Annotated in this window: 23 protein-coding genes; all 23 read right to left on the bottom strand. The window is 30.1% G+C overall.

The window, feature by feature from the left end:
* Window positions 1–2 precede the first annotated feature (2 nt).
* The gene (locus CW733_RS10615; protein ID WP_232730348.1) at window positions 3–797 is read right to left on the bottom strand and encodes a thioredoxin family protein; all 795 of its coding nucleotides are present in this window, start codon (window positions 795–797) and stop codon (window positions 3–5) included.
* Window positions 798–803: 6 nt separating this feature from the next.
* Window positions 804–1,358: a TlpA disulfide reductase family protein gene (locus CW733_RS10620; protein WP_232730349.1), complete on the bottom strand. Its 555-nt coding sequence runs from the start codon at window positions 1,356–1,358 to the stop codon at window positions 804–806.
* Window positions 1,359–1,544: 186 nt separating this feature from the next.
* Window positions 1,545–2,606: an ImmA/IrrE family metallo-endopeptidase gene (locus CW733_RS10625; protein ID WP_100997156.1), complete on the bottom strand. Its 1,062-nt coding sequence runs from the start codon at window positions 2,604–2,606 to the stop codon at window positions 1,545–1,547.
* A 48-nt stretch (window positions 2,607–2,654) separates the two neighbouring features.
* Window positions 2,655–3,278 carry a hypothetical protein gene (locus CW733_RS10630; protein WP_100997157.1) on the bottom strand — a complete coding sequence of 208 codons (624 nt, stop codon included), beginning with the start codon at window positions 3,276–3,278 and terminating at the stop codon, window positions 2,655–2,657.
* Window positions 3,279–3,446: 168 nt separating this feature from the next.
* Complete coding sequence (locus CW733_RS10635) at window positions 3,447–3,656, bottom strand: hypothetical protein (RefSeq protein WP_100997158.1); 210 nt, start codon at window positions 3,654–3,656, stop codon at window positions 3,447–3,449.
* Between the two features lie 201 nt (window positions 3,657–3,857).
* A complete protein-coding gene (locus CW733_RS10640) occupies window positions 3,858–4,835 on the bottom strand; it encodes an exo-alpha-sialidase (RefSeq protein ID WP_232730350.1) in 978 nt (325 codons plus the stop codon).
* Between the two features lie 272 nt (window positions 4,836–5,107).
* Window positions 5,108–7,708: a T9SS type A sorting domain-containing protein gene (locus CW733_RS10645; RefSeq protein WP_100997159.1), complete on the bottom strand. Its 2,601-nt coding sequence runs from the start codon at window positions 7,706–7,708 to the stop codon at window positions 5,108–5,110.
* 123 nt (window positions 7,709–7,831) lie between these two features.
* Window positions 7,832–8,323 carry a CAP domain-containing protein gene (locus CW733_RS10650; RefSeq protein WP_100997160.1) on the bottom strand — a complete coding sequence of 164 codons (492 nt, stop codon included), beginning with the start codon at window positions 8,321–8,323 and terminating at the stop codon, window positions 7,832–7,834.
* Window positions 8,324–8,637: 314 nt separating this feature from the next.
* On the bottom strand, window positions 8,638–9,351 hold the full coding sequence (locus tag CW733_RS10655; RefSeq protein ID WP_100997161.1) for a LytTR family DNA-binding domain-containing protein: 714 nt from the start codon (window positions 9,349–9,351) through the stop codon (window positions 8,638–8,640).
* Window positions 9,352–9,360: 9 nt separating this feature from the next.
* On the bottom strand, window positions 9,361–9,678 hold the full coding sequence (locus CW733_RS10660; RefSeq protein ID WP_100997162.1) for an Hpt domain-containing protein: 318 nt from the start codon (window positions 9,676–9,678) through the stop codon (window positions 9,361–9,363).
* Window positions 9,665–10,729 (bottom strand): ATP-binding protein, encoded by a 1,065-nt coding sequence (locus CW733_RS10665; protein ID WP_100997163.1) that lies wholly within the window; start codon window positions 10,727–10,729, stop codon window positions 9,665–9,667. Before CW733_RS10665 ends, CW733_RS10660 begins: the two co-directional genes overlap by 14 nt.
* Window positions 10,730–11,863, bottom strand: coding sequence for an FIST signal transduction protein (locus tag CW733_RS10670; protein WP_100997164.1), 1,134 nt, complete (start codon window positions 11,861–11,863; stop codon window positions 10,730–10,732).
* Window positions 11,864–11,865: 2 nt separating this feature from the next.
* Entirely contained in the window at window positions 11,866–13,824 is a 1,959-nt protein-coding gene (locus CW733_RS10675) for a PAS domain S-box protein (RefSeq protein WP_100997165.1), read from the bottom strand.
* Window positions 13,824–14,363: a heme NO-binding domain-containing protein gene (locus tag CW733_RS10680; protein WP_100997166.1), complete on the bottom strand. Its 540-nt coding sequence runs from the start codon at window positions 14,361–14,363 to the stop codon at window positions 13,824–13,826. Before CW733_RS10680 ends, CW733_RS10675 begins: the two co-directional genes overlap by 1 nt.
* Before the next feature lie 3 nt (window positions 14,364–14,366).
* Window positions 14,367–14,780: a response regulator gene (locus CW733_RS10685; protein WP_100997167.1), complete on the bottom strand. Its 414-nt coding sequence runs from the start codon at window positions 14,778–14,780 to the stop codon at window positions 14,367–14,369.
* A gap of 523 nt (window positions 14,781–15,303) precedes the next feature.
* Window positions 15,304–15,672: an MmcQ/YjbR family DNA-binding protein gene (locus CW733_RS10695; protein ID WP_100997169.1), complete on the bottom strand. Its 369-nt coding sequence runs from the start codon at window positions 15,670–15,672 to the stop codon at window positions 15,304–15,306.
* 300 nt (window positions 15,673–15,972) lie between these two features.
* Complete coding sequence (locus CW733_RS10700) at window positions 15,973–16,584, bottom strand: DUF4230 domain-containing protein (protein ID WP_100997170.1); 612 nt, start codon at window positions 16,582–16,584, stop codon at window positions 15,973–15,975.
* Window position 16,585: 1 nt separating this feature from the next.
* A complete protein-coding gene (locus CW733_RS10705; protein ID WP_100997171.1) occupies window positions 16,586–17,332 on the bottom strand; it encodes a cyclase family protein in 747 nt (248 codons plus the stop codon).
* Window positions 17,333–17,342: 10 nt separating this feature from the next.
* Window positions 17,343–17,816, bottom strand: coding sequence for a hypothetical protein (locus CW733_RS10710; protein ID WP_100997172.1), 474 nt, complete (start codon window positions 17,814–17,816; stop codon window positions 17,343–17,345).
* 2 nt (window positions 17,817–17,818) lie between these two features.
* Complete coding sequence (gene hemW / locus CW733_RS10715) at window positions 17,819–18,949, bottom strand: radical SAM family heme chaperone HemW (RefSeq protein WP_100997173.1); 1,131 nt, start codon at window positions 18,947–18,949, stop codon at window positions 17,819–17,821.
* Window positions 18,950–19,534, bottom strand: a complete 585-nt coding sequence (locus CW733_RS10720) for a hypothetical protein (RefSeq protein WP_157811568.1) — start codon at window positions 19,532–19,534, stop codon at window positions 18,950–18,952.
* A gap of 19 nt (window positions 19,535–19,553) precedes the next feature.
* Window positions 19,554–20,108, bottom strand: a complete 555-nt coding sequence (gene ruvC / locus CW733_RS10725) for a crossover junction endodeoxyribonuclease RuvC (protein ID WP_100997175.1) — start codon at window positions 20,106–20,108, stop codon at window positions 19,554–19,556.
* On the bottom strand, window positions 20,109–20,735 hold the full coding sequence (locus CW733_RS10730; protein WP_100997176.1) for a cell envelope biogenesis protein OmpA: 627 nt from the start codon (window positions 20,733–20,735) through the stop codon (window positions 20,109–20,111).
* Window positions 20,736–20,813: the final 78 nt, after the last annotated feature.

Raw genomic sequence — 20,813 nt, forward strand, 5'->3', positions numbered from 1 at the left:
AATTATCCTCTGCTTGCTTTTACTGGACATCCAATGGCTTTTGTTAAGTTTGGACTTGGTTTCTTGCCAGCTTGTAATGCTTTAATCGCTTCTTCAACGTACTTCACTTTTACATCTTCTGGAGATTTAGAATTATCATCAATAGCTCCAATGTATTGTACTTTAAGCTCTTTGTCTAATAGAAATACTTGTGGAGTTCTAACAGCTCCATATTGCGGATATATTTTTTGTCCTTCGTCTACTAAATACGCAAACGGAAACGCTTTGTCTTTAGCACGAGTTTGCATTGCTGCATAACCTTCTTTTTCATTTTCCGGACTATTTGGGTTTATTGCAATTACAGAATATCCTTGTGGAGCATATGTGTTATGCAACGCGATTAAACGGTCTTCGTATAATTTTGAAAAAGGACACTCATTACAAGTAAAAGTTACAATATAGCCTTTAGCATTCTCAACACCTGCAAGAGACACCATAGAACCATCTATATTTTTAAGATTAAAATCGGTTGCTACATCTCCAATATTATAACCTCCAATTTCCTCTATTGTTTTTGTTTGCTCTGGACTTCCTCCTTTTGGTGGTCCTTTTCTATCTCCTCCATGTGGTGGACCTTTTCGGTCTCCATCATGATGTTTTCCTTTTCCATCTTTTGGATGGTGTTCACTATCTGGACCATGTTCATGTTCCTTATGCTCTAAAGCTGTATCATGTTTATGGTTTTCTTTATTTTTACATGATACCAGTACAATTGCTAACATGGCAACCATAGTAAATACTACACTTATTCTTTTCATCTTAAATTATTTATGTATTGTTTTATTTATTTCGTTTTCTAAGTCTTCTACATTTTCAAACGACCGCTCGTAAAAAGCTCGTTTTTTATTATTAAAAATAACTGTAAACGGTATTGCTCCAGACCAATTTGGATCTATTTTATCTATCCAAATGTTAGATGCAGGGTCGTCTAACAACACAACTTTAGAAGTAATGTTTTTTTCTTTTAAAAATGGTTTCAGCTTAGTTTCTATATCTTTTGTAAAGTCTAGACTCACTAATATTACTTCTGTATCGGGATGCTTTTTTTGATATTCTTGTATATACGGTAACTCTTTAACACAAGGAGCACACCACATTGCCCAAAAATTAACAATATATGTTTTGTTACTATCTGTATATAATAGAGGTTCTAGTTGATCAAAATTGTAAACAGGAATACTGTCGTTAATAGTTGTGCTATTACTTGCTGTTGTAGCAACAATATCTGTTTTAGTCTTGTTGCAGCTTACACAAAAACAGAATACTACTATTACAAATAATAGTAGTTGTGGCTTTTGTTTTAAAAAGAATGTCTTCACCAAGATAAGAAGGGTTTAAAAACATTAGACTTTTTAAATTACAAAAGGTTTAATTTGGGTTTGTTTTTTTTGATTGGGTTTTGATTGGGTTTTGATTGGTTGTTATTTTAGAATTTTGTTTTTAGGGTATAAAAAAACGATTTAAACTTTAGTTCAAATCGTTTTTTTATTTTAATTCTATATTTATTATAAGAGTACTCTTAATTTAGAATTACCTTTAGAAAAGTCACAAAATCTTTTGAGAACATCTAAAGGTAAACCAAAAGCTTCTGCTAATTCTAAATCTGAATATTCTAAATCATTTTTATGCATTTTATAAGAAGTCAAAAAAAGCTTCGGTTCATCTATGAAAACATTTACTGGTTCACTTTTTCTTCCCCATTTTCTACTTAACTCAATATTTAAGTACCTATATCTGTCATAGGAAATACTTCCAACATCTTTTGCTCTTCTAATTAAAGAAGCCATAGAAGTTAGCCAGTAAATTTTATGTTCTGCCAATTCTGATAGTTTTAGATTTCTAAGTGATTGCTTAATATGCTCTTCTGGCATTAAAAATTCTGAAGCAAAATCATTAGCTTCATTCTCAACATTACGATATTCTGGTATCAGAAAACCTCCTGCAATATGCATTATTATGTGAGCCAATTCGTGTGATAAAGTAAAACGTTTTCTATCATTACTGAAGTTACTATTTATAACAATTACTGGATTCCCTTTATCTGTAAGAAAAGAAACTCCATCAAATTTTTCAGTTGTATCAAATTGAACAACTATAATTCCATTACTTTCTAATAAATTAAAGATGTTTTTTACAGGCATATCAATATCTAAACCCATTTGTTTTCTAATGTACTTTGCTATCGTTTTTGGAGAAAACCCATCTTCGATATCAATTGGTTTCAATAAAAATTCTGGCCATTCTACAGAGTTTGTCATTTGATCTATAATAAACCCTATTATTTTATTACCATACTCAATATCTAATCTAGTAGATTTATTTATTGCTGACTTTTTTCTGTAATGAGCATTTTCAACTCTATTTGAAATTCTTCTAACAAAAAACTTCTCTGGGAAATCTAAGAATAATATAATCTTTTGAACAATTTCGTCTGAAAGAGTTCCCAAACCCTTTTCAAATTTTGATAAATTTGACTGAGACAATCCATTTATATGAGAAGCTAAGTCTGTTTGTGAATATTTTCTGTATTCACGTGCAAAAATTAACTGCTTATAATTAAGTTCCATTTTTTTATTTAGTTTATTTAGTTAATAAAAAGTTGCATCCAATTCTAATTATTTATTCGAAACGTTTTTTCTAACAACTTCAGATCGCAGTTTCGGCATAGCGATTTTTTCTTCTTTTGAAATAGAAATTGTTTTAACAGTTGAAGCACTATCTCTATTAATTTCCCACTTAACTTGGTCTTCATCTATATAGACAAGTTTCGGGTTAATTATTCTACCAATACTATCTTTACTGTAACCAAAAAACAATATAGGCTCAGCAACGAATGTAGTATCATCAAACAACGGAATTGATAATTGCTGAGAGATAGCTGTCACAGATTTAGTCTTAATATTCATTGGTAATCCTTTCTGATTAAACTTCTTAAAAAGAATAATATATCCATTAATACGAAGTGTAAATCGTTTGTATTTACCAAACTTCCAATTTCTTGGAAAATGCTCTTGAATACTCTGTATCATTTTGGAATTTAAAAGCGAAGCTTCAAACCCTCTAGCTCTAGCCTCAGGAGGCGTTTGAACGACCTCTTCTTTATAATTATTTAAAGCGCTATAAAACGCTGAAAACATCAATAAAAGTTCGTTCTTCAAATCATTTTGGCAACCTTCTAAGGATGCTAATCGTCTTTTGTATGACGGGTTTTCCGTTTTTTTTTGTAAATTTGTAATCATAAAATTATTTATATTTAAATATTATACAATAATCGGATGCAACCGATTATAAATATCTCTGCTGTAACAGAGATATTTTTTTGAATTACAAATATATAATAATCATTTTAAATTGTATGTTTGATTATATAATTTTTATATTAAATTGTAAAAAGTTATAAACAATTTCTAGCCAACCTTTTCAGTATAAATAAAATTCCCGCCCCAACCATAAGGTGTTATTTTATATTTTCCTTTTATTTTAATAACATCTACTTCAATACCACTAGGCCACATTTTAATTTCAGTTAAAAAAGGTAATTCTACTTTAAAGACACTTACTTTTTCACCATTAATCACCTGTATAATACGACCTTCAATAAGTTTAATTTTATTCATTTTCTATATTTTAATATGTTTACTACAAAAATAGAGGCACAAACCTCAGTTATAGAACAAGGCTTATAGCTAAAAAGATTCAGTAATTAATATATTAAAAAAGAAGAAATTCTTCAGTCATTAGCTACGTTATAAACTATCAATTAAAACCATATTCTAGTTTCCTTAGCCTTCTAAATAACAACTCAAGTTACAAAAACTCTAATTTAAATTCAACGCTTCAAATCCAATTTTATAAATATTCCCTGTTCCATTTTGGGCTCTATTAGCAAATGCTTTTAATTCTTTTACAGAATTTATTTTAGTAGAATCGTTTACTATTCTTTCGCTTGTAAAATATAAATTGTTTTGGTTAACATCTACAAAAGGACAAAAATCCAATTTTATCGAATTAATATTTTCTCCCATATTTTTAGAGAGGCTCCAATTGCCTGCTTTATCTTTTACGCTATAATACAAGTCACCTCCTCCAAAGCCATCTGCTCTACCATAAGAGCTAAAAATTAATAGATTTTCTTCTGGATTTACAAAGGCATTAAACTCGTAATGTTTTGTATTTATAGTACTATCTAAAACGGTTGCTTTTTGGTAATCTCCATTAATTTTTTTAGCCATAAAAATATCTTCTTTACCAATACCATTGGCTTTTGTGGCTGTAAAATATAAATTTCCGTTATTGCTTACAGAAGGATAAAATTCGTCTTGCTCTGTATTTATAGTTTTGTTTAATGGTTTTGGTTGACTCCATTTACCATCTACTTTGTTACTGCACCAAATATTATAATCTTTACGTTTAGTGTTATTATCCATTGGTCTATTAGATGCAAAAAACAAGGTATTACCTTCGTTTGCATAAAAAGGTTCTATATCTTGGTATGTACCAGAAAAATCTACTAGTTCGGGTTCGCTCCACTTACCATCTACTTTGTTTATTTGCACCAAACTTCTTTTTTCTTGTTTGTAGTCTCCTAAAGTGTAGATTAATTGATTTCCGTCTGGTGCTATTGCAAGATCACGTTCGTACAATCCGGTAGATATGATTCCTTCACCTAATAATTGGACTTTATTTGTGGCTGCCTCTAAGTTTAATGTGTTTGGCTGTGTGGTCGTGGTATCTTTACAGCCTAAACTAAATAGACTTAAAGACAACACTAGTAAATGTGTGTTTTTTAATATCACGTATTGTTGATTTTCAGGGATTACTTTTAATAGTATAAATATACTACTTAAAGAAGGATTATAAAATGGAAGTGTTATTTGGTGTTTTTTTTACTTAGCGTTTTTGGATTATAATTAGAGTCGAAGAATCTCGATAAATAAGAGAGAATTCTTAGTCGTTTGCTGCACTAAACATCTTAAATTATTAGAAACTATTGCAAATAAGAAAAGGACAAAAGATTTCTCTTTTGCCCATTTCTCTCGCTATTAATCAAAAAAACTAAATGTAAGTGTTACTTAACTAGTAACTTCAAGGGATTGTAATGTGTTTGCGTACTTGATAATTTACAGATGTATAATCCAGTACTTAAATTTTGTTTACTTATTGCAATTTGGTTTTTACCAGGTTGCGCTTTTATTGTTGTTTGATATACTATTACTCCTAATTGGTTATAGATTTCTAATTGTACAGTTTCACTTTGGTTTAGCGTAAAATGTATGTTTGCGTTATCTAGCATTGGATTTGGAAACACTGCAAGTGCATTAGTTACTATTTCTATATTATCTAGAGATAATGTATTGCCATTAGAGAAACGTACATCTTGCAATTGCATTTCTTTTGTTGCGCTTGTACCATCTTCGCTTACCATTGTAAATACTATAGTTACAATATCGTTAGCATTTAATGTTGTGCCTAAAGACGATGTAAAGTCTAAAAACGAAATGGCAAACTCTTGATTAGTATCTGTTAAAGCAATAGTTGTTTTGTATTGCTCATCCCAATTAGTAATACTTTGTTTTACTAGTGTAATTTCTAAGTTCCCAGTACCTTTTGCTTTTAATTTAAAGTTATTATAATCTGTTAAGTCTACTGCTTTAAAACGTGGTGTTAATGCTCTATAAGCCGCAAAATAAGTGCTTGTTGTTGCATTAAGCGTTAGATTTCTTTCTATTGGAAAATCTTCTGTTTGAAATGTGTTTGTATTAGCCGCAATAGTATAGTTATTAACAGCTGTAGTGGCTTGAGAATCGTCGATTCCCCAAGGACCATCAGACATAAATAAATCGTCTGGTGTATTTACACCATCTCCAATTCTAAAACCTACATCAAACAAATGCCCAGTTGGTACAGTAAGGTCTGTAATGTAATTTCCGTTTAAATTAAGATTAGATGCTGTGTAGTTAAATGCACTAGTTTCGGTTACTCTAAATCCAGAGTCGAAAGCAACATTATTAGTTGCATTGGTGTTTATAATTTGAAGATCTAATGCTCCATTATTATATTTTCCTTTTCTAACAAAAACCGTTGGTGGTGGAGATAATTGGTAGCCAGATATTGTTTTTTCTGTATCTAATAAATTTAATACTTCTTGTGCTAAGCTATATAAATCATCTATAGAGTCTGACCAGATTTGGAAGTTGTAAAAGGTTACATTTTCTTCATATAAATCTAAATTCCAATGACTTTCTATCGCAAAATTAGCATCGTTATTTTCTACTTTAGCAGATAAGCTTAAAACGTATTCGAAAGAACCATCAGCATTTTTTATAATTGCTTTTATAAAAGCTTGGTCATTAATTTCTATAGTAGATACTGTAATTAATTCGGCACCTAATAATCTATCGCAAATGTATTTGGTATGCTCATAAACTCCGTTTTCTGTTTTTAAGGCTAATATTGAAGCTATAGAAGCATCGTTTTCCATGTAATCTACAGAATACACTTCGGTAGCATTAGTAATATTTACTAAATCTAAAGGAGTAGAGTCTACTACGTAATCTTCATTAATTATTGTTAATGGAATAAAATCTTGCAATTGAAAACCTGTAAACGAACTTCTTTGTGCTTGTTTAGATGCTTTGGTTACTCTTTTTGCCGTTAGTTGGTCGAATTTGTAGCTTTTTTTAGCACGATTAAAATTACGTTTATTAATAGCTTCAGATAATCTTCCGTTACTTTCTAAACCACCATCTTTAGCTGTAGATGGAGCTGCAATTACTGCACAACTTCCAAAACCTGAGCATGAAGGGTCTTCGCAATCTATTAAACCATCACCATCATCATCTATACCATTATCGCAAATCTCTTGAGCAACAGGAGCTGTTGGACAACGTGCTCCATCGTTACTTGCGCTTGATGGACCAAAAGCAAACAAGTTAGATTCCATACTTGATGTTGCATCTAAATTTTGCACATTTTGAATAACGTAAATAGTTCCTGTTTGATTTGCCGACACGTAAAAACGCCCAGAAGCATCAAAATAAACAGCACCATAAGTGTAGTTAAGTCCAGATAAAATTGGCACTTCGCCTAAAGCCTCAACAACACTTGTTGTTGGATTAATACGATATAAAATATTCGTATTTTTTTCTACTGCATATAAATTACCATCTACTGCATTAAAAGCCCAATCGTGAATACTAATGTTTTGAGATAATGTCTCTGCAGATAAATATTGTGTGTATGTTGCAGAATTTGGATCTAAATCTATTTTATAATAGGTTGTACCTCCTGCTTTAAAATAATAGACACCTTGCGTGCTTATATCTCCTACATATTTATTGCCAGTCGTTAATTCTGGGATAGTAAAAGACGTTGTTTGAAAATCGTTACCAATTCTAACAATAGTTTTAGAAGGTGTACTTAAATAACCCCAAATATAACCGTCTGCTGGATTATAAGCTGTTGCATTTATATTTCCTGGTGTAATATCTGCCGCAGCAAGATAAGAGTTACCAGAAGCTAGATCTATTGCATAAACATCGTTATACTGAAATAAATAAGCACTAAAATCACAATTAAAAGGAATGTTTTGTGCTTGACCTGTTAAGCTAAAAAATAATATTGCAATTACTAATATTTGATTTTTTAATATGTATTTTTTTGTTATCATGGTTTGTTTATTTCTTAATTGCAAGTCAAATTTACTTTAGAAACTCGTTTTAAATCATGTTTTTCGTTTAGTGTAATTTTAGTGTAGACGAATGGTTATTATCTGTAGATAAGCGATTTCACTTTACAGTTTTACAAAGATGTTGGTGAAATAATTTTTACCTTGTTCGTCTTGTTGAGTTGAAATCCCAAAATCTGTAAAGTCTGGATTTTCTATATTCTGTCTATGCCCTTCGCTATTTATCCAAGCATCAACTAAAGATTGTGCATTACTAAAACCAAAACCAACATTTTCTGAAACATTTTTAGCATTAACAGACTCTTTTAGGTTTTGCGATCTTAAATAAAAAAAATCATGGCTTGGCACTCCTTTATTAACCATGTATTGGTTGTGCTTAGTAGCTTCTTTAGATGCTGCATTTAATATATTTAAAGTATTAAGGCCTTGAGATATTCTGTAGGCATTAATGAGCTCAGCAATTTCATAATCTAATTGTGTATATTCTACACTTATGTTTTCTAATTTGTATTCTTCTGGAGTAGTATTCTCTTCTTCTACAGAACAAGACATAAAAAAGGCGCTAAATAAAACGGCTACTAAAACTAATTTTTTCATCACGATTGGTTTATTTGATGACAAAATTAATTTAAAAGGCAGTTGAATTTTATGTTTTTCGATTAGGTGACTTTTATGTGTAGACGAATGGTTTAAACATTAAGATAAACGCTGGCAATTTTAATTAGCAGTGTTATGGAATCTTTTTAAAGACAAAAAGACCATTTAAAGTATATACAATCTATCCTTTTTGAAGACAGTTGTAAATGTAAATGTATTTTAAATGATTGTGTTGAGATTGTTTTTTTGGTTAACGCACTATTACCAAAACTGAAGTTAAACTAAACGATTTAAATAATAGCTTAAATACTTAATTACAGCAAATTTAGACGTTTCATTAGTTCTGGCCTGTTAGATCTGCTTACAGGAATAACATCTTTTTTAATTAACACACTGTTATCCTCGATATCAATTATTTTTTTAATATTTATAATATAAGAACGATGCACTTTTAAAAATAAACTATCTGGAAGCTTGTCTTCAATTTTCTTTAATGTAGAGTGTACTGTGTAGTTTTTATCTTCAGTTTTAACTTGAATATAGTCCCCTTTTGCTTCCACTAAATAAATACTTGGGATATCTATTTTAATTAAACGTCTATCTATATTTACATACAAATCGTTACCAGAAGTGGCTTCTACCTTTTCTCCTTTTGATACGGTTTGACTTGGTTTAATCTGTTTAGATTCTGCTTTTTGTATGGCTTTATCAAAACGCTCTTGCGTAATTGGCTTAACTAAATAATCTACAATACAATCGTACTCAAACGCTTGAATAGCAAAATTAGGATCTGATGTTGTTAAGATTATTTTTGGTGGATTTTTAAGTGTCTCTATAAAATCGAAACCTGTAAAATCTGGCATATGTATATCCAAGAAAATTAAATCAACTTCGTTTTGATTTAAATATTTTATGGCTTGCATTGCGTTAGGAAATTCTTCTAAAACGTTAAGACTTGGTAGCTTTGAGCATAATTGTGTAATAATCATTCTTGCTGTAGCTTCGTCGTCAATGATAATGCAATTCATAGGTTGTATTTAAAGAGTCTCTAGATATTTTGTTATGCTGTTAAGTATCGCTTCAAATTGGTCTTTCCCTTCGGTTTTTCCTTCTTCTAAATTATTCTCGTACGTTATAGCGCTTTCATATCCTTTTTCGAGGCCTAAAATACTAATTTTATGTTTAAGTTTATGCACATTATCTGCTGCTAACTTATAATTTTTAGCATTGTAATTATCAAAATAGATTTGTTTCTCTTCTGGAAACTCTTTTTTAATAACTTCAATTAGTTTTTGTTTAAAGGCTTCATCACCTCCAGACAAGTTGTTAATATAAGATTGATTAGGTTTTTCCATTTGGAGATTTTTTTAAAGTGAAATAAAAAGTGGTTCCAATAGAGACTTGAGATTCAATCCATATTTTTCCACCATATAAATCTATAATTTTCTTTACAATAGACAAACCAATACCAGAAGATTCTGGGTTGTTTTCTAATTTCTCAAAGGTTTTAAAAATTTTATCAAAGTAAATTTCTTCAATACCTTTTCCGTTATCTTTTATATAAAATTGCCAATAATTATCTTTGTCTTCTACACCAATATCAATAGTTCCCTTATCCTTACCGTTATACTTTATAGCATTAGCAATTAGGTTTTGAAACAGTTGTTGCAATCTATACTTATCTCCTTGTATAATAGGCATATTGGATTTTGTAATACTAATATGTTCTGGAACTTGTATACTATTTAATATATCTTCAATTAGATTTTTTATATCTACATCGTAAACCTCTAATTGGTTTTTACCAATAGTCGAATATTCTAAAATACCATTGATTAAGGTATCCATTTTCTCTACATTATCCCTAATAAGGTCTAATGTTTTTTTACCATTATCATCAAACACATCTTTATAATCTTCGGTTAACCAAGATGTTAATGCATCTATACTACGTAATGGTGATTTTAAATCGTGAGATACCATATGTGCATAATCACTTAGTTCTTGATTTTGATGTGCTAATTCTGAAAGTAAAGTTTCTCTTTGTTTGTTTATTTGAACAATTTCTTTGGTTTGATTACCAATAAATTCAATCATTTTTAAACCATCTAACTCTAGATTATCCGCAGATAGATTCTCTGGTAGATTATAAAAATTTAAGGTATCTAAGACATGTTTTAATTTATCTATAACTTCTTGCTGCCCTTTTGCTTCTTGTTGTAATTGCTGATTAGCTTCAAATAGCTCGTCGGAACTAATTGTCATAGCACGTTGCTGCATTGCAAACTGATCGTCGAACGTTTTATAAGAGCTATTAACAGCAAATAAAAACTTTTTTAAATTTTCATTTGTTGCTAAATCTTCAGATAAATATTTACGTATTTGACGTTTTAATAGTGAATTCATTTATTCGCTTATAAGCGTTATAGTCATGGTTTGATTGTGTAATTGGCAATTTGTTTCGCCATGAAAAGGCGCAATTTCTCCATAAGAATAAAACCCACAAATTGTAGTATCCTTTCCAACCACGTTTACTACTTCTTCAATCTCTTCTTCTACACGTTGATCTAGCACTAGCTTTCTACCAATACAACTTACAAGCAATGCTAGTTGCGGTTTTGTTTCTCTTAACTCCAATGCTTGTCTTGCAGCACGTTCTGATGCATTTGCAATATTATCCACATTAGTCATCATGAGTTGTACTTTAGAATTCTCTGGAATATCTCCAGCCAAAATCATGGTGTTATTATCTTCGTTTATGTTTAAGATAGTACGTACAAACGATTGTTTTTCGCCTTCAGACTTTACGTTTAATGGATATAATAATGCTGCTCCAGGCAATTCTTTAGATTTGTCTCCTAAATACTTTTTATACAAATCTAAAGCTGGCTTTCCGTCTAGTTCAAACAACACATTAGATTCCGATTTTGTTACAATACGTTCTGGTCCAAAAGGTGTCCATCCACCATGAATAGAAAAAGTAGATTCAAACGTATCTCCATAAAAACCAATGGCAACAATTTCGCCTGGTTTTGGGTTTTCGTTATATGCTGCTACTGTTTTTTCAAAACGTGCTGCATCACCACAAAGTCCTCCTGTAATTAAAGTATTATTTTGTGTTGCTGCATTCATTCCTTTTGTAAGCTGGCTTCCATTAATAAAACTACCTTCTGAAATTACAAAAATATGTTTTAAATTATCTGTTGGAAACTCGCTTACTAAATATTTACCTGTTTTAAAACTGTCTAAATCTGCATTTAAAACGTTACTTGTTTTTATTTGAAAGGTGCTTTTTTCAAACTCTATTGCTGTAATAGTTATACTTTCATCATCTACCACATCTGCAGTAATATCTCCACTTGTAGATCCAAATACTAAATGACCATCTGGAAACAAATCTCTAACTTGTTTATATATAGTAGTATCTTCAAGCATATATCTATTTCCTAGAATTAAAACTAGTGGCTTTTTTAATTCTAGTTTAGGAGATAAATAATCCCAATCTTGATCTTTCTTCTTTTTTATCTGGAGCGTTTTCATTTTTATTTTTTTAAAGTGAAATAAAATGTAGTTCCTACATTTGGCTCACTATCTAACCATATTTCTCCTTCATGTAAATTGACAATTTTTTTAACGATAGATAAGCCTATTCCTGAAGAGTTTTTACTTTTCTTTAATGAATGGAATATCTTAAATATTTTATCGTGATATTTTTTATCAATACCTATACCATTATCTTGTATTGAAAATTTATAGTGACTTTTAAAATCCTCTACATTAATAATAATACTACCTACTTCTTTATCTATAAACTTAACCGAGTTGCTAATTAGGTTTTGAAACACTTGTTGCAACCTCGTTCTATCTCCTTTTATTGTAGGTAAAACATTAAGGCTTTTAATTGTAATATGCTCTGGTATATATAAAATAGTAACCAACTCACTTACTAAACTGTTTAAATCGACATCAGTTTTTTCTGAAATATCCGATCCAACACTAGAGTAGTTTAAAACATCTGTAATAAGTTGTTCCATTTTCTCTAAAGTGGTTTCTATAAGATCAAAATTTTGAAGACTCACCTCATCTAATTTGCCTTGATTATCTTCTTTTATCCAACTCACCAAGGCATCTATACTGCGTAATGGCGATTTTAAATCGTGAGAAACTATATGCGCATACTCTTGTAACTCGTCGTTACTTTTTCCTAATTCCTCAAGTAGTTTTTCTTTTTGAAGCTCTAAATTTTTAGTTTCAGTAATATCTAAATGAATTCCAATAGATCCAATTACGTCTCCATCAATATTATAATTTGGCGCACCACTTACTAACCAACATCTAGTCTTACCAGTTTTACAAATGGCTTTAAACTCATAAGAGTTTGATTCCCCTTTTTTACGTTTGTTCCTTTCCTCTTTTAATAAGTCTGCTTCTTCTTTAGACGAAAAAAGTTCTATTGCATTCTTCCCTATAACTTCTGCTTCAGTATAGCCAGACATTTCCTCAAAACTCTGGTTTACCATTAGGATTTCGTCGTTATTATTTAACTCAACCATTCCTAAATTCATATTCGCAATAATATTATAATATTTTTGCTTCTGCGCTTCAAGACTTTTACTATAAGTACGTTTTAAAGTAACATCTGTAAAGGTCCATAAAAACCCTTTAGACTCCTCTCCTATTGTTATTGGCATGTAATTGCGTTCTAGAATTTTACCATCTAACATTTCTAATTCATCACTAATTACTGCTTTTTCATCTACATCAATAGCTCGCATTCTTTGTATAAATCCTTCAGGATCTTTAAACAATACTTTATTTTGTTCTGATGCCGCAACGCAATCCATACCTATTAAATCTTTAGGATTTGCATCTATACCAAAAAGTTCACAAAACTTATTATTTGTGAGTACTATATTTCTATTTTCGTCTTCTAAAACAATACCGCTATCAAGGTTTACAACAAGAGAGGCTAATCTATTTTCTGATTCTATTAATTTGTCTTCAGAAGCTTTTTGGTCTGTAACATCTCTAACAATACCTTGTGCTGCAACTGGTTTTTTATCTTTATCAAAAATAAGACTAGCATTAATGTGTACCCATTTTACTTCTTTATATTTGGTATACACTCTGGCTTCGTAATTTTTAAAAAGGCCTTTAGTTTGTAAATCTATAAAAGACGACATCGCGTATTTATAATCTTCTTTATAAATAAGATTAACAACATTTACGTTGTCTACTGCTATATCGTACCCAAATAATTTGGTAGCAGCTTCATTAAATTTTATAAAATTACCTTCTAGATCCATAACAACGTATGCATCTACAATGTTTTCAAAAACACCTTGAAGTTGAGATGATTTCTCGTCTAGTAATGATTCTAGTTTTTGGGAAGTAAAGTATAGGTCTCTTGATTTTTCTTCAAGAATTTTTTCAGCTGCTTTTCTAGCAGCCTTTTCTCTTTTTAAAGCACGTTGTAATATTTCTACTTTATCCTGACTCATTAATTTTTATGAATAATAAACCTTACTTCAGTTCCGTCTTCTTTTATTTTTTCTAATGCGATTGTAGCTGATGAATTAAAGTGCTCAAATGTTTTATTCATTAAACCTAAGCCAAAGTGATGCATTGCTCTACTTGATGTATAAATCATTACTAAAGAGTTTTTAGTTTTCTCTACAACCTCAAAAGTTGGTAACTCTGCATCTGGATAAATTTTTCTAACCTCTACATGGATATGATTTTCTATTGAAGAAATCATTTCTATAGGATCTTTATAAGTTGCTAAAAGCCCTGGATAACTTTTCTCTATAACACTAAAAAAGTGTTCTGCATAAACCAATAATAAATTATCAATTGAGATACCTGTATTTTCGCTTAAATGTTCTAATAATTGTAACATTTCTGAAAAACTATAAGTTCCTACTGCTGTATAAACACCTTCAGACTCTAGCTTAGAACTAGTTATAATATTATCAACCATTTCTAGGCCAAATTTTCTCTCTACTAACTCTAAAAATTCTGTAAAAACTATACCTTTCATTTTTTAAACTACTATTAATTCATTGATACTCCAATATGCTAATAATTTTTCAATTTTACTAACATAATCCTCATATTTTAATGGTTTAATAACATAACCTGCAACTCCTGTTTTATAACACTCTAATAAATCTTTTTGGTTATTAGAAGTTGACAAAATTATTGTAGGTATGTACTTTAATACATCATCCTTTTTTAAAATATTTAAAAACTCAATACCATTAATTTTCGGCATATTTAAATCTAACAAAATAATATCTGGTAGATTATCTTTTTTTTCTAAAATTTCTAGAGCTTCTTCGCCATTATTGGCTTCAATAATTTTATGATCTAATTTTAAAGTAGAAATTGTTCTGTTCAATTTCATAATTTCGATCATGTCATCTTCTATTAGAAGAATTTTAAGTTTTTTTACCATTAAGAGGGCTTTAATTTGAATAACTGTAAAGTTAACGTAATTAAAAAATCTTTAATTTTAAAACTCGTTTAGAGTTATTTAAGTATCGCCGAATAACGCTTAAGTGTCGACGAGTGGTAATGTTTTTGTTTTTAACCTTTACAGTATTCTATAGATTTTAAAGTATTTACCTCTGCGTAATATCTAATATTTTCAAGTTCTTGAATAAAGCTTAAAGAGTAACTATCCTCATTTTTCTTATCTAAATACATTTCAAAGAAAGAAATAAACTCTAATTGCTTTAAACTATCGTGTAAGTTTTTACAATTTTTTGTATTTAGTTTTTTTTTTATGTTGCTCTTTTTTACCGAGGAAATTTTATTAATTGTAAATACTTTTGAGAGAATGTTATTACTAAAAAAAATCATATTATGGAGGCCCTTAATTAATTATAGTTCAAAATTAAGATGATATACTCTCTAATTTTTTATTATTCTTTCTACGTAGATTTTGTGTCGTTAAATAGCAATAAAGTGTCGATGAGTTATTTTTTATCTAGTTGCTGACGCATTTTTTTAGTCATCCCTTTTATAACCATGTCGTAGGAATGGTCTATTAATTCCATTATAAATTTTAGATGTAATTCGCCTTTATAGATATAAACAGAATTCCAGTGCTTTTTACTCATGTGCCAACCTGACTCTATGCTTTGGTAATCTGCTCTAAGTTCTATAGCATAGTCTGGATCTGCTTTTAGGTTTAATGAAGCCAAACCGCTTTCCCATTTATCTAAAGGAGCTAAGGCAAACATTTTTCCGGCTACTTTAAAAACTAATGTGTTTTGATCGAACGGAAAAGTTTCCTCTGTATGCGGTTTACTAAGACAATATTCTCTAACCTGCTCTATATTCATGCAATGAATTTACAAGAAAAAAATTAATTTTCTTCTAAACGATTATTTTTGGAACGTGTATTAGTTGAAGATTTGCTGGAATTGAAATTGGAACTTATACTTGTGTGTATGTCTAAACTTTCTAAAACTTGGTTAATGTATTGTAAAAATTTGTTCATAATAGCTGGGTTTATTATTATAATCATAAAACTATATTAATAACAACTAACTATAACAATTACATAGCATTACAAAAAAATATTATGCTAAGTGTTATTAATAACGATAAGATACGCATAAAATTACTTAACACGGTATTACCTATTTATTTATTTCTTTAATTTCATTATTTGCAACCTCTAATGCTGTGTAATCTAGCTCCCAACCAATAGTTTGAACAATGCCTTCAATAATTAATATTGAATCTAAGGCTTCTTTTTGAGCTATTTGGAATAAGCCACTTTGTGGTACTTTTTCTCTAATATGAAGCTTAGCTTCGTTATGCAAGTCTGTTAAATCGTTGGCCTGGAATTTATTAAACATTCCATCTTGTTTATCGTAATACTTTAAATTTGTTTCTATAGAAAGTATTTCCGCTTGCGGAAAATGTTTTAAAGTCACCATTTTAGTTTGCGGATTGGCATCCATAATTATTTTAGATAAATCGAATCCAACATGCGCTTTAGCATCAATAATTACTAATGCTTTTTTAGTGCTTGACACCAGTTTTAAAAACCGCTCCTTTACATCTTCGTAATGATAAATCTCGGCGAAATCACCTTCTACACTAATAATTTTACATACTTTTTTAATCTTATCTAAAAGAATTACAGATTGTGTTTGTGCTAATTTCTTACCTTGAATGTGTTTAATATAAGTAGATACTCCTAAAGCGGATAAACCACCAAATATGATTCCAAAAATTATTTCCATATTATTCTATCTTGTATAAAATAGGCTTACTTGGTGTAGCATCGTTTTCGAAAGGAGCAATTTGAAGATTTAAAATATAACTTCCATCATCCACTTTATTTGGCACATAAATAAACTCTGTAATTGTAGCTTCTTTTCTTATTTCTCCATTAACATCCCAAAAGGCTTTGTGTGCTAATAATTGTCCTTCGTCTTTTTCTTTATCAATACTTGGCAAATCTATTAATAAATGTAGGATACCTTTTTCTCTTATGTAGTGCGCTGCTTCCTCTGTTAAATAAGGCCAATTGGTATGTGAGTGCTGTCTAGATTTTTTATCTTTAGTATTTGGCATTGTTCTTATAACCAATGCTTCTGGCAATTTTCGTTTTAACAAATACTGAATTTGCTTTTTAGAGATCACCTTATCTTCTCCAACCATTTCTGGAGCAACCGTAATTACTTCGGCAGTAAACATAAAGCGTTTTAAGCATTTATTTATGCTGTAAAATTTTTCTGTAATATGTCCAACACTTTCTGTATGCGTACCATGAGCATGTGGATTGAATGAGATATTATTAAAATTAATAGCTGCACCTTCTTTTACACTAGCAACCCATTCGTCAATCTTTACAGGTTCAATTTTTGGTTCGTCTATATACCATGCGTTTACGTTTTTAATAGAAGCGCGCAAAGGCATAGAAATGTCTAATGGTTTAGATAAGTCTATTTTAATTCTTTTTGAATTTATTTGTATTGTTGCTAGCATTTAATCTTTTTTATCTTTCAAAACTATTACTATAGGTTCTAATACCTGAATCTGAAGTTATAGTTGTTTTTATTATTAAATTCGTATCGTTTAAAGTTTCTATTGTATATTTTGTTGAAGAATTTGCTTCAAAATCTTGAGTTGTTAGAGTTGTACCTTGTGTAATAATTTCATCTGTTTCTTGGTTAAAAAACAACTCGCTATTAATAATATTATAAATTCCTGTAAACTTATAAGTGGTAAACTCATTAGTATTACAATCTATATTTCCAGAATCTAAAAGCTCGTAATTAAGGTCTGTATTAAACGTGTAAATGTTCTGTTCTTGGCATTTATCTGTTTCATACCAAACACCAATTATTTTTGCTTTATTAGAAATGGTTACATCGCTACCATTACCTCCATCGTCTGAAGAACCGCAATTAAAGGTTACAAAAGAGATGAAAATTATAATTAAAAACCTTGAAAACTTAGTGCTATTCATTCTTATAAATTAATTTTAAACAAATCACTAGCAATACCATCGCTTAGAAATTTGCCTTTTTTTGAGACTTTTAGTTTTTTATCCTCAATATACAATAAATGTTCTTTAATATGTTTTTGTGCTTGTTGTAGCATGTAGGTTTCAAAAGTAGTGCCAAAATCTGTTTTTACCTTTTCTATCGAAACTCCCCAAACTGTCCTTAAACCTGTCATTACATACTCGTTATATTGGTCTGTTTTTGTTAAGATTTCTGTCTCTATTGGTAACTCGTTATTTTCTATTGCTTTAATGTATTTTGTATTGTTTTTCACGTTCCAACCACGTTCTTTTCCGTTAAACGAATGTGCCGATGGACCAATACCTATATAATGTTTGCCTTGCCAATAAGCAGAGTTGTTTTTACTGAAAAATCCTTCTTTTCCAAAGTTAGACAATTCGTAATGCACAAAATTATTCGCCTCTAATGTATTAACTAGAATATGAAATTGCTCTTCTGCTAAAGCATCGTCTACATTATCAATTACACCTTTTTCTATAAATGAAGCTAAAGCGGTTTTTGGCTCTACAGTTAGTGCATAACTTGAAATATGGTTGACACCAAAACCTAAAGCAATGTCTATATTCTCTTGCCATTCTTTATTTGTAGTATTTGGAATACCATAAATTAAATCGAGAGAAATATTATTAAAATACTTTGTTGCTTCTTCTAAACATTGTTTTGCTTCTTGAGTATTATGCGCACGATTCATGAGTTTTAAATCTTTTTCATGAAAGGATTGAATACCTATCGATAATCGATTTACTAGACTTTTAGATAGTTCTATTATTCGATTGTTTGATAGATCGTCCGGATTTGCTTCTAAAGTAATTTCTGGATCTTCTGAAACTTTATAATGCTTGTAAACGGAATCTATTATTCTTTTTATTTCTTCTGAAGTTAACAACGATGGTGTTCCTCCTCCAAAATAAATAGTTTCTACAGTTGTGTTTTTAAACTCGCTTTTTCTGAGTTCTATTTCTGAAATTAATGCATTAATAAGTTCGTCTTTCTTTTTCAACGAAGTCGAAAAATGAAAGTCGCAGTAATGGCAAGCTTGCTTGCAAAAGGGAATATGAATATAAATACCACTCATTTAATTTTTAATCTCTTGTTTCATGTTAAAACTTGACTTGAATTTATCTTCATTTAATTTGATGAAATCTTGAATAGATTCATACTCGTTTGGGTTATAGTAATATTTAATGTTCCATGCCATATTTTGCGAAAAGACAATTCCTAATTCATCTACGAAATAATAGTCTGTTCTATCATCAGATATATTTATTTCATCAAAAAGGTATTTGTAAATCTTAATATTCTTATTGTTGAATCTACAAACGATTGAATCTACAACTGGGCAAACCACCTCAAAAATCTTAATGTATTTACTATTATTAATTTCTTTTTCAACATGAAAATAATGACTTAAAAGAGAATCATTTACTCTATATTGATAATCATAAACACGTTTTTGTTTATCCGTATATTTCTTTAAATAAGTAGAATCCAATCTTTCCTTCCTCTCTTTATTATAGGCATCTTCAGTTACAATATAGATTTTTTTAGAATTTTCCGTTTTACAACTGATAAAGAATATTAAGATAAATAATATAAGTATTGAATATTTCATATATAAATTAAAATAGATTCCAGCCTTTACTTCGACAGCGCTCAGCATAAACTCCGGAATGACAAGGCTATTTCTTAACGCGTTTCTCATTCTGCTTAACAAAAGCAGACCAACCAGAATAGCTTTTACCAATCTCAACACGACCTTGATTATAAAAATGGCAAACTGCAGCAGCCAAACCATCCATAGAATCTAAATTTTTAGGTAACGTTTTTAGCCCAAGCATGCTTTGCAACATTTTAGCTACTTGCTCTTTACTAGCATTCCCATTTCCGGTAATTGCCATTTTAATTTTTTTTGGAGCATATTCGGTAATTGTAACTTCACGAGATAAACCTGCTGCCATAGCAACACCTTGTGCACGACCAAGTTTTAACATACTCTGCACGTTTTTACCAAAAAATGGTGCTTCAATAGCAATCTCGTCTGGATGATGTGTATCTATTAACTCGATGGTACGTTCGAAAATGAGTTTAAGTTTAAGATAATGGTCGTCGTACTTTTTTAAATCGAGCTCGTTAAGTTGCAAAAAATGCATCTTTTTATTCACCACTTTTATAAGGCCGAAACCCATAATTGTAGTTCCTGGATCGATACCTAAAATTATTTTTTCTTCTGCCATTTAATTACACGTTCTGCAATTAATTAATGAAATTGAAGCACCAACCGTTACAGTTAATAAATCGCCATTAAAACTTCCTGCGCCTTCTATTACTGGATCGAAACCCTTAGCAAAACCTTTTATATAAGATCCATCTATTAATAAAGAAACTGTTTTAGAAATGCTATAATTTAGCTCTATTCCTGCCATTGCATTTAAATAAGAGTTCTTATTTTCTCTGTAAATATCTAAAGGTTTTATCATGGTATAACCTGGTCCTGCATGTAACACCAAGCCCATTTCTAAAGGTAAAAACGCTAGGTTTTTAGTAGCATCATAAACAAACTGAGCGTTTATTCTTGTGTAATTAACTTTAAAATCTAAAGTATTATCTGCGTTCGAAAAACGATTATATGCAAAATCTAATTTGACTCCTAATTGCGGTTTAAATAGGTGTTGAATTCCTAAATTAATAGTTGGGAAATTAGTGCTTTTAGCTTCAAAAGGCTCTACTAATCCACTTTGCGACGGACTATTTAAGCCAACAGCAAATATGGCTCTCCACTTACTAGTTTCTTGTTGAGAGAAACCTAAAGTACTCACTAAAAACAAGACTAAAAGACAATAGAAATTAAATTTGGACTTCATTCTGTAATATTTGGTTTATTTTGCAAACACTATTCAATAACGCTTTGCACAACGCATTGAATTCGTTTTAACTTTTTA

Source organism: Lacinutrix sp. Bg11-31 (assembly GCF_002831665.1).
Lineage (GTDB): Bacteria > Bacteroidota > Bacteroidia > Flavobacteriales > Flavobacteriaceae > Lacinutrix.

Excerpts from the sequence above, each read along its gene's own strand:
- CW733_RS10695 (WP_100997169.1), bottom strand. The coding sequence starts at position 15,672 with ATGAATATAGAGCAGGTTAGAGAATATTGTCTTAGTAAACCGCATACA.
- CW733_RS10625 (WP_100997156.1), bottom strand. The coding sequence starts at position 2,606 with ATGGAACTTAATTATAAGCAGTTAATTTTTGCACGTGAATACAGAAAA.
- CW733_RS10615 (WP_232730348.1), bottom strand. The coding sequence starts at position 797 with ATGAAAAGAATAAGTGTAGTATTTACTATGGTTGCCATGTTAGCAATT.
- CW733_RS10680 (WP_100997166.1), bottom strand. The coding sequence starts at position 14,363 with ATGAAAGGTATAGTTTTTACAGAATTTTTAGAGTTAGTAGAGAGAAAA.
- CW733_RS10685 (WP_100997167.1), bottom strand. The coding sequence starts at position 14,780 with ATGGTAAAAAAACTTAAAATTCTTCTAATAGAAGATGACATGATCGAA.
- CW733_RS10710 (WP_100997172.1), bottom strand. The coding sequence starts at position 17,816 with ATGAATAGCACTAAGTTTTCAAGGTTTTTAATTATAATTTTCATCTCT.
- CW733_RS10635 (WP_100997158.1), bottom strand. The coding sequence starts at position 3,656 with ATGAATAAAATTAAACTTATTGAAGGTCGTATTATACAGGTGATTAAT.
- CW733_RS10705 (WP_100997171.1), bottom strand. The coding sequence starts at position 17,332 with ATGCTAGCAACAATACAAATAAATTCAAAAAGAATTAAAATAGACTTA.
- CW733_RS10720 (WP_157811568.1), bottom strand. The coding sequence starts at position 19,534 with ATGCTGAGCGCTGTCGAAGTAAAGGCTGGAATCTATTTTAATTTATAT.
- CW733_RS10650 (WP_100997160.1), bottom strand. The coding sequence starts at position 8,323 with ATGAAAAAATTAGTTTTAGTAGCCGTTTTATTTAGCGCCTTTTTTATG.
- CW733_RS10730 (WP_100997176.1), bottom strand. The coding sequence starts at position 20,735 with ATGAAGTCCAAATTTAATTTCTATTGTCTTTTAGTCTTGTTTTTAGTG.
- CW733_RS10655 (WP_100997161.1), bottom strand. The coding sequence starts at position 9,351 with ATGAATTGCATTATCATTGACGACGAAGCTACAGCAAGAATGATTATT.
- CW733_RS10700 (WP_100997170.1), bottom strand. The coding sequence starts at position 16,584 with ATGGAAATAATTTTTGGAATCATATTTGGTGGTTTATCCGCTTTAGGA.
- CW733_RS10675 (WP_100997165.1), bottom strand. The coding sequence starts at position 13,824 with ATGAGTCAGGATAAAGTAGAAATATTACAACGTGCTTTAAAAAGAGAA.
- CW733_RS10665 (WP_100997163.1), bottom strand. The coding sequence starts at position 10,729 with ATGAATTCACTATTAAAACGTCAAATACGTAAATATTTATCTGAAGAT.
- CW733_RS10660 (WP_100997162.1), bottom strand. The coding sequence starts at position 9,678 with ATGGAAAAACCTAATCAATCTTATATTAACAACTTGTCTGGAGGTGAT.
- CW733_RS10630 (WP_100997157.1), bottom strand. The coding sequence starts at position 3,278 with ATGATTACAAATTTACAAAAAAAAACGGAAAACCCGTCATACAAAAGA.
- CW733_RS10670 (WP_100997164.1), bottom strand. The coding sequence starts at position 11,863 with ATGAAAACGCTCCAGATAAAAAAGAAGAAAGATCAAGATTGGGATTAT.
- ruvC (WP_100997175.1), bottom strand. The coding sequence starts at position 20,108 with ATGGCAGAAGAAAAAATAATTTTAGGTATCGATCCAGGAACTACAATT.
- CW733_RS10645 (WP_100997159.1), bottom strand. The coding sequence starts at position 7,708 with ATGATAACAAAAAAATACATATTAAAAAATCAAATATTAGTAATTGCA.
- hemW (WP_100997173.1), bottom strand. The coding sequence starts at position 18,949 with ATGAGTGGTATTTATATTCATATTCCCTTTTGCAAGCAAGCTTGCCAT.